This is a genomic window from Thermoanaerobaculia bacterium (assembly GCA_018057705.1).
GTDB lineage: Bacteria > Acidobacteriota > Thermoanaerobaculia > Multivoradales > JAGPDF01 > JAGPDF01.
Genome location: JAGPDF010000140.1, coordinates 1 through 6,082, shown reverse-complemented (window position 1 = coordinate 6,082; position 6,082 = coordinate 1). Strand labels below are relative to the sequence as shown.

Annotated in this window: 6 protein-coding genes; 4 read left to right on the top strand and 2 right to left on the bottom strand. The window is 68.1% G+C overall.

Translation table 11 applies throughout. The features are described 5' to 3' along the window. On the top strand, positions 1 to 474 hold a 474-nt coding region (locus KBI44_21080), incomplete at its 5' end, for a periplasmic heavy metal sensor (protein MBP9146979.1). Positions 475 to 477: 3 nt separating this feature from the next. Here the strand turns inward: KBI44_21080 and KBI44_21075 are convergent. Continuing rightward, positions 478 to 1,800, bottom strand: coding sequence for an ABC transporter permease (locus KBI44_21075; protein MBP9146978.1), 1,323 nt, complete (start codon positions 1,798 to 1,800; stop codon positions 478 to 480). Beyond that, complete coding sequence (locus KBI44_21070; GenBank protein ID MBP9146977.1) at positions 1,790 to 2,701, bottom strand: ATP-binding cassette domain-containing protein; 912 nt, start codon at positions 2,699 to 2,701, stop codon at positions 1,790 to 1,792. The genes KBI44_21075 and KBI44_21070 overlap by 11 nt, the downstream gene beginning before the upstream one ends. A 141-nt stretch (positions 2,702 to 2,842) precedes the next feature. On the opposite strand from KBI44_21070, the gene KBI44_21065 reads away from it, so the two are divergent. The 3 genes from KBI44_21065 to KBI44_21055 form a co-directional block, all read left to right on the top strand. Then, positions 2,843 to 3,712, top strand: coding sequence for a hypothetical protein (locus KBI44_21065; protein MBP9146976.1), 870 nt, complete (start codon positions 2,843 to 2,845; stop codon positions 3,710 to 3,712). Positions 3,713 to 3,823: 111 nt separating this feature from the next. Beyond that, a complete protein-coding gene (locus KBI44_21060) occupies positions 3,824 to 4,612 on the top strand; it encodes a hypothetical protein (protein MBP9146975.1) in 789 nt (262 codons plus the stop codon). A 79-nt stretch (positions 4,613 to 4,691) separates the two neighbouring features. Next, positions 4,692 to 6,082: aldehyde dehydrogenase (locus tag KBI44_21055; GenBank protein ID MBP9146974.1), on the top strand; the 1,391-nt coding region annotated here is incomplete at its 3' end.

Genomic DNA, 6,082 nt, shown 5'->3' with positions numbered 1-6,082 from the left:
TTCGCCGGACACGGCGGTGGCGACGGGCCGTACTTCGACGACGAACGCATGGAGCGCCGCGCCGAGCACCAGGCGGAGCGCCTGACTCGCGCTCTCGACCTCACGTCCGAGCAGCAGGCCACCTTGGCTCGCCTGCAGGACGAGCTCGCAGCCACGGTCGAACCGCTCGCCGACGGGATGCGCGCCGCCCACCAGCAGCTGCGCACGCTTCTCGACGCGGACACGCCCGAGCCGGCCGCCGTCGGCACGCAGGCGATCGCGATCGATCAGGCGCGCGACGGAATGCGCGCCGCCAAGGAGCGCTTCGACACCGACTTCACGGCGATCCTCACCGAGACCCAGCGGGCCATCTACCAAGCGCTGCAGGAAGAGCGCCCCGGTCGCGGGCTCTTCTCCGGTCAGCGAGGCCACCGCGGACAGGGCGGCGGTCCCCACGGTCCCGGCGGCTCTTTCGGCGGCGGCCCGCGGGGCTAACCGCTAGGCGTAACGGATCCAGCGCCAGAGCTCCTGGAAGGTCGGCTTCTTGCCGTACATCAGGATGCCGACGCGATAGATCCGCGCGCACACCCACACCAGGAAGAAGACGAAGCCCGCAGTCAGCGCATACGCGGCCAGGATCTGCCAGAGCGGCGGCATCTTGACCGCGATGCGCAACATCATCAGGGTCGGGGTGAGCGGCGGGATCATCGACAGCACCACGGCCATCGTCGAGTCGGGGTCGTTGATGATCGGAATCATGAAGAACACCGGCGCGACGAGGAAAACCACCAGGAACCCGGCGAACTGCTGCGCCTCCTGGACGTTGTTGGTCGCCGCTCCGATCGCCGCATAGAGCGTCGCGAAGAGCGAGAAGCCAAGCAGGAAGAGGATGAGGAAGTGCACGACCAGCGCCAGGCTCACCTGGGGGAGCTCGGTGTCGGCCGGCATCAGCGCCAGGGCACCCACCACCGCCGGCGCCGAGAGCGCCACCATCGTCGTCAGCCAGACGACGAGCTGTGTGAGTCCGGCGAGGCCGATTCCGAGGAGCTTCCCGAGCAGGAGCTCGATCGGCCGCACCGTGGCGAGGATCACCTCGACGATGCGCGAGCTCTTCTCCTCGAGCACGCCGTTCATCACCTGCTGGCCGTAGAGCAGCACGACCATGTAGAGCAGAAAGAAGAGGAAATAGGCCAGGAAGAAGCCGGCCATACCGCCCTCCTGACGGCTGCCTTCGGCGAGGACCCGCGTCGTCTCGAGGTCGACCTCGTGGGTGAGCTCCGCCACCCGCGCCGAATCGATCCCCGCCGCCTTCAACCGGGCCTCGCCCACGACCTCGGAGAGGACGTCGGAGAGCCGTCTCTGGGTCATGAAGTTGGAGACGCTCTCGGCGTGATACTCGACCTCGTTCGCGGCCAGTCCTTCCGGAGAGAGCCAGAGCCAGGCGTCGATCTCCTCCGCCAATACCCGGCGGTCGAGCTCGGCGCGCTGCGCGGCGCGCTCGCCGGAACGCGGGACGAGCTCCACCTTGAACTGCGCGGTCTCCTCGTTGCGCGCCTTCCTGCGCTCGCCGAGAGCCTCCCCGGGGGGCGTCGGCTCTTTTTCTTCGACGAGCTTCGCCGCCAACCGCTCGCCGTAGCCGCCGGCCTCGTCGACGATGGCGAGGCGCTGCGAAGCGCGAGACTTCATCGCGATGAGCGATGGCAGGAAGACGAGGGCTCCCATGGCGAGCGGCAACAGAAGGGTCGCGACCCAGAAGCCCTTGGTCTGGACGCGAGACAGATATTCGCGCTTGGCGATCGTCGCGATCGGGTCAATTCGCATGCCGCACCGCCTGGATGAAGAGCGTTTCGAGATCGGGCACTTCGGAGCGGAAGTCGGTGACGTCGACCTGCCGGACGAGGGCACGCAGCACCGCCGCCGGATCGGCCTCGGCGGCCAGTACGAGGCGCAGGCCCGAAGGCTGATCGAGCACCTCGGCGACGCCGTGGACACCGGAGACCGCCGCGACCGTGGGCTTATCGCCCGAGGTCGCCAGACGGTAGACATTGCCGCCGCGTTCGCGCTTGAGCGCCGCGAGCTCGCCGGCGAGTACCACTTTGCCGTGCGAGATCAGGCAGATGTGGTCGCAGAGCTTCTCGGCCTGCTCGAGGATGTGAGTCGAGAAGAGGATGGTCTTGCCGCGCGCCTTGAAGTCGGCGATCAGGTCCTTGAACAGACCCTGGGCGATCGGATCCAACCCCGAGAACGGCTCGTCCAGGATCAGGATGTCGGGGTCGTGGAGGACGGTGCCGACGAGCTGGATCTTCTGCTGCATGCCCTTCGACAGCGCCTCGACCTTCGCTTTGGCCCAGGCTCCGAGCTCGACCCGCTCGAGCCATTCGGCGATCAGCTTCTGGGCGCGCCGGCGCTCGACCCCGTGCAGCTCGGCGAAGAAGAGCAGATGATCGGAAACCGACATCTTGCGATAGAGCCCGCGCTCCTCCGGCAGGTAGCCGACCCGCCGGAGATCCTCCGGCCGGCGCGGCCGGTCGAAGAACAGCACCTCGCCGCTGTCCGGCGCGAGGATGTCCATGATCATGCGGATGCTGGTCGTCTTGCCGGCGCCGTTCTGGCCCAGCAGGCCGAACACGGAACCCGGCGGCACCGCGAGGGAGACGCCGTCGACGGCCACGAAATCACCGTAAGCCTTGCGCACCTCGCGCAGTTCGAGATTGTTGCTCACTCCGGACTCCTCCTGGAACGCATTCCGCCGGACGAAGTTTACGCCACCGTTTCCTACGGCAGCTGCCCGCCAGAGGTTTTTCCCTGCGCGGTCTGCGAGAATGGCGGGCCGTAAGTCCACCTTGCCGAAGGAGCAGGCGCCATGCGATTCGAAGCCACGATGACGATTCTCGCCGGTCTGCTGGCGGCCGCCTGCACTCTGGCAGAGAGCACGAAGCCGGCGCCGCAGGCGGCGCCCGCGCTCTCGCCTTCGGCTTCGGAGGGTGCGGAGGCGACTCTCTCCGCGGACGAGATCCTGGAGCGCAACTTCGCCGCCCTCGGAGGCCGGGAGAGGATCCGCGCCGTGCGCACGCTGCGCCTCGAAGCCACCCAGCAGGCGGGAAGCCGGGTCGACGCTGTGAAGCTCTACTGGAAGCGCCCCGACCGGCTCCGTATCGAGGCGCCCAACGAAGGGCTCGCCACACTCCAGGTCTTCGACGGCGAGCGCGCCTGGTTCACCTACCCGGCTCTCCCCGGTTTCGAGGTCCAGATCCTCGACGGCGCCGAGCGGGAGGCGCTGCGCGCGCAGGCCGACCTGATCGAGGGTCCCACCTTCGACTACGCCGCCAAGGGTCACCGCGTGGAGCTGCTGGGAAAGGAGAAGCGCCCGGAGGGGGAGACCTGGTGCCTCCTTCTCACTACGGCACAGGGAGAGGTCCGGACCCTCTGGTTCGACGCCGCCACCTTCCTCCAGGTCCGCGAAGAGCGGCGGGAGCTCCGGCCCGACGGCGAGGTGACGATCGAATCCACTCTGTCGGACTTCCGCGCCGTGGGCGGCCTGCTGTTCGCCCACCGCGTCGAGTCGCGGGAGACAACCGGCGGGAGTGGAGCCGGGCGGCCCGCCGAGGTTTCGGTCTTCAGCATCCAGAAGCTCGAGGTCGACCTGGACGTCCCGGACGCCCTCTTCGCCCTGCCGGCGCCGTCATCGGCGCCGACCTCGACCACGGCCCCGCCGGCCCCCGGGCGGAGTTGACGAAGGGCCTCCAGAGGGGGCAGAGCGCTCCTTCGACCCCCTCCCGCCCGTGCGGAAGAGCGCGCCAAGCGCAGTAAGATACCGTTTACAACCACCGGAGGGGACTGGCTCATGACGACTGAGAAACTGCTGCGCATCGGCTTCATCGCGCTCACCGCGCTCGCCTTCTCGGCGGCGGTCGAGGCCCAGGACGAGAAGGCCTGGAGCCTCGACGTCGGCGTCGATTACGCCGATCACTACATGTTCCGCGGCGTTCCGATCCTGGGCGACAACGAAGTCCTGGTCCCGAACGCCACCTTCTCGGTCGGCAACTTCAGCGTTTACTACTACGGCTACCGCGGCGACATTCCCGCCGACTTCACCTTCTCCGGCGAAGAGGTCGCCTACAACGAGGACGACTTCGGGGCGGAGTACACCTTCGCGCTGAGCGAGAGTTTCGGCCTGACGGTGGGCGCCGTCTCCTACATGTACAGCGACCGGACGACCGAGGAGTACGGCTTCGAGGACAGCTACGAGCTCTACGCCATCGCCTCGTTCGATGTCCTCCTGGCGCCGACCGTGAGCTACTACCAGGACATGGACGCCGTCGAGGGCGGCTTCGCCACGTTCGGCGTCAGCCACAGCTACCCGCTGGGTGAGAAGGCGAGCCTCGACTTCTCCGCCGCGGTCAGTTTCGACTTCGGTTACAACCTGGGCGAGGGCGTCGCCGCCGACTATGGCCTCGAAGAGTCGAACGGCGATCTGAACGACGTGCTCATCGGCCTCGACGTTCCGGTGCAGATCACCGACTGGTTCGGCTTCCACGTCATGGCGCAGCAGTCGATCGCGCTCGACGTTCTGGACGACCTCGAGGTGGACGACGAGACGATCCTCACCGGGGGCGTGACCTTCAGCTTCTGAGTCGGGCGTCGATCGCCGCTTCACCGGATCTCGCCGCCCAGCATTCAGGGGCGGCGTTTTTGTCGCAAAGGGGGAGAACATGCGCAGCCACTGGATCGACGGCAGGCCCTCCGCCGGCAGGCGCAGCGCGCTCGCGGTCCTCGACCCCGCAACCGGGGAGCTTCTGGGCAGTGTCGCCCGCGGCACGGCGGACGATGCCGACCGCGCCGTGCGGGCGGCGCGCGCGGCTCTCCCCGGCTGGCGCTTCGTGCCGGGGGTCGAAAAGGCCGCGCTGCTACACGAGGTCGCCCGGCGGATGCGCGAGCGCCACCACGAGCTCGCGACCACCATGACCCGCGAGGGCGGCAAGCCCTTCTGCGAGAACTACGACGAGGTCGAGTGGTCGGCGGCCTGCTTCGACTACTACGCCGAGGTCGGACGCGACGCCCGTGGCAGCTCGATACCGCCGGTGGCGCCGCACCAGGTCAACTTCACGATCAAGGAGCCGTACGGTGTCGTCGCCGCGATCGTGCCCTGGAACTACCCGCTCTTGCTGATGTCGTGGAAGGTAGCCCCGGCGCTCGCCGCCGGCAACACGGTGGTCGTGAAGCCGTCCGAAGAGACGCCGCTCGCGACGCTCGATCTCGCCCGGGCCTTCTCCGCCCTGCCAAGCGGCACGGTGAACATCGTGAACGGCCTCGGCGGTGAAGTCGGCGAAGCGCTGGTCACCCATCCGGGCGTCGACCTCGTCGCGCTGACGGGCTCTCTCGCGACAGGCCAGCGGGTGGGCGAGCTCTGCGCGCGCGAGATCAAGAAGTGCCACCTCGAGCTCGGCGGCAACGACCCGTTCCTCGTCTTCCCCGACGCCGACCTCGAGGTCGCGGCAAGGGGCGCCGTCTGGGCGGCGTTCCTCAACGCCGGCCAGGTCTGCACCAGCGGCAAGCGCTACTTCATCTTCGAAGAGATCTACGACGAGTTCGTGGCGCGGGCGGTCGAGTTCACGAAGTCGCTCCGCCTCGGCCACGGGCTGGATCCCAAGACGGATATCGGTCCGGTGATCAACGCCCGGCAGTTGGCCGACGTCGAGGCCCGCGTCGCCGAGGCCGTGGCCGACGGCGCGCGCGTCTTGACCGGCGGCCGGCGGAGCCGCAAGCTCAAGGAGGGCTTCTTCTTCGAGCCGACGATCCTCGTCGACGTCCGCCCGGAGATGCGCATCGTCGCCACCGAGACGTTCGGACCCACCATGCCGATCATGAAGGTGCGCGGCATCGAGGAGGCGATCGCCCTCGCCAACGCCCAGGAGTACGGCCTCGGCGCCAACATCTACACCAACAACATGGAGTGGGCGATGACCGCGATGGAGCGCATCACCGCCGGCACCTTCTGGATCAACGACCCGCTCACCGACAACGAAGCCGGCCCGTTCGGCGGCATGAAGAAGACCGGCCACTCCCGCGAGCTCGGAGTCGAAGGCCTCGACGAATTCCGCGA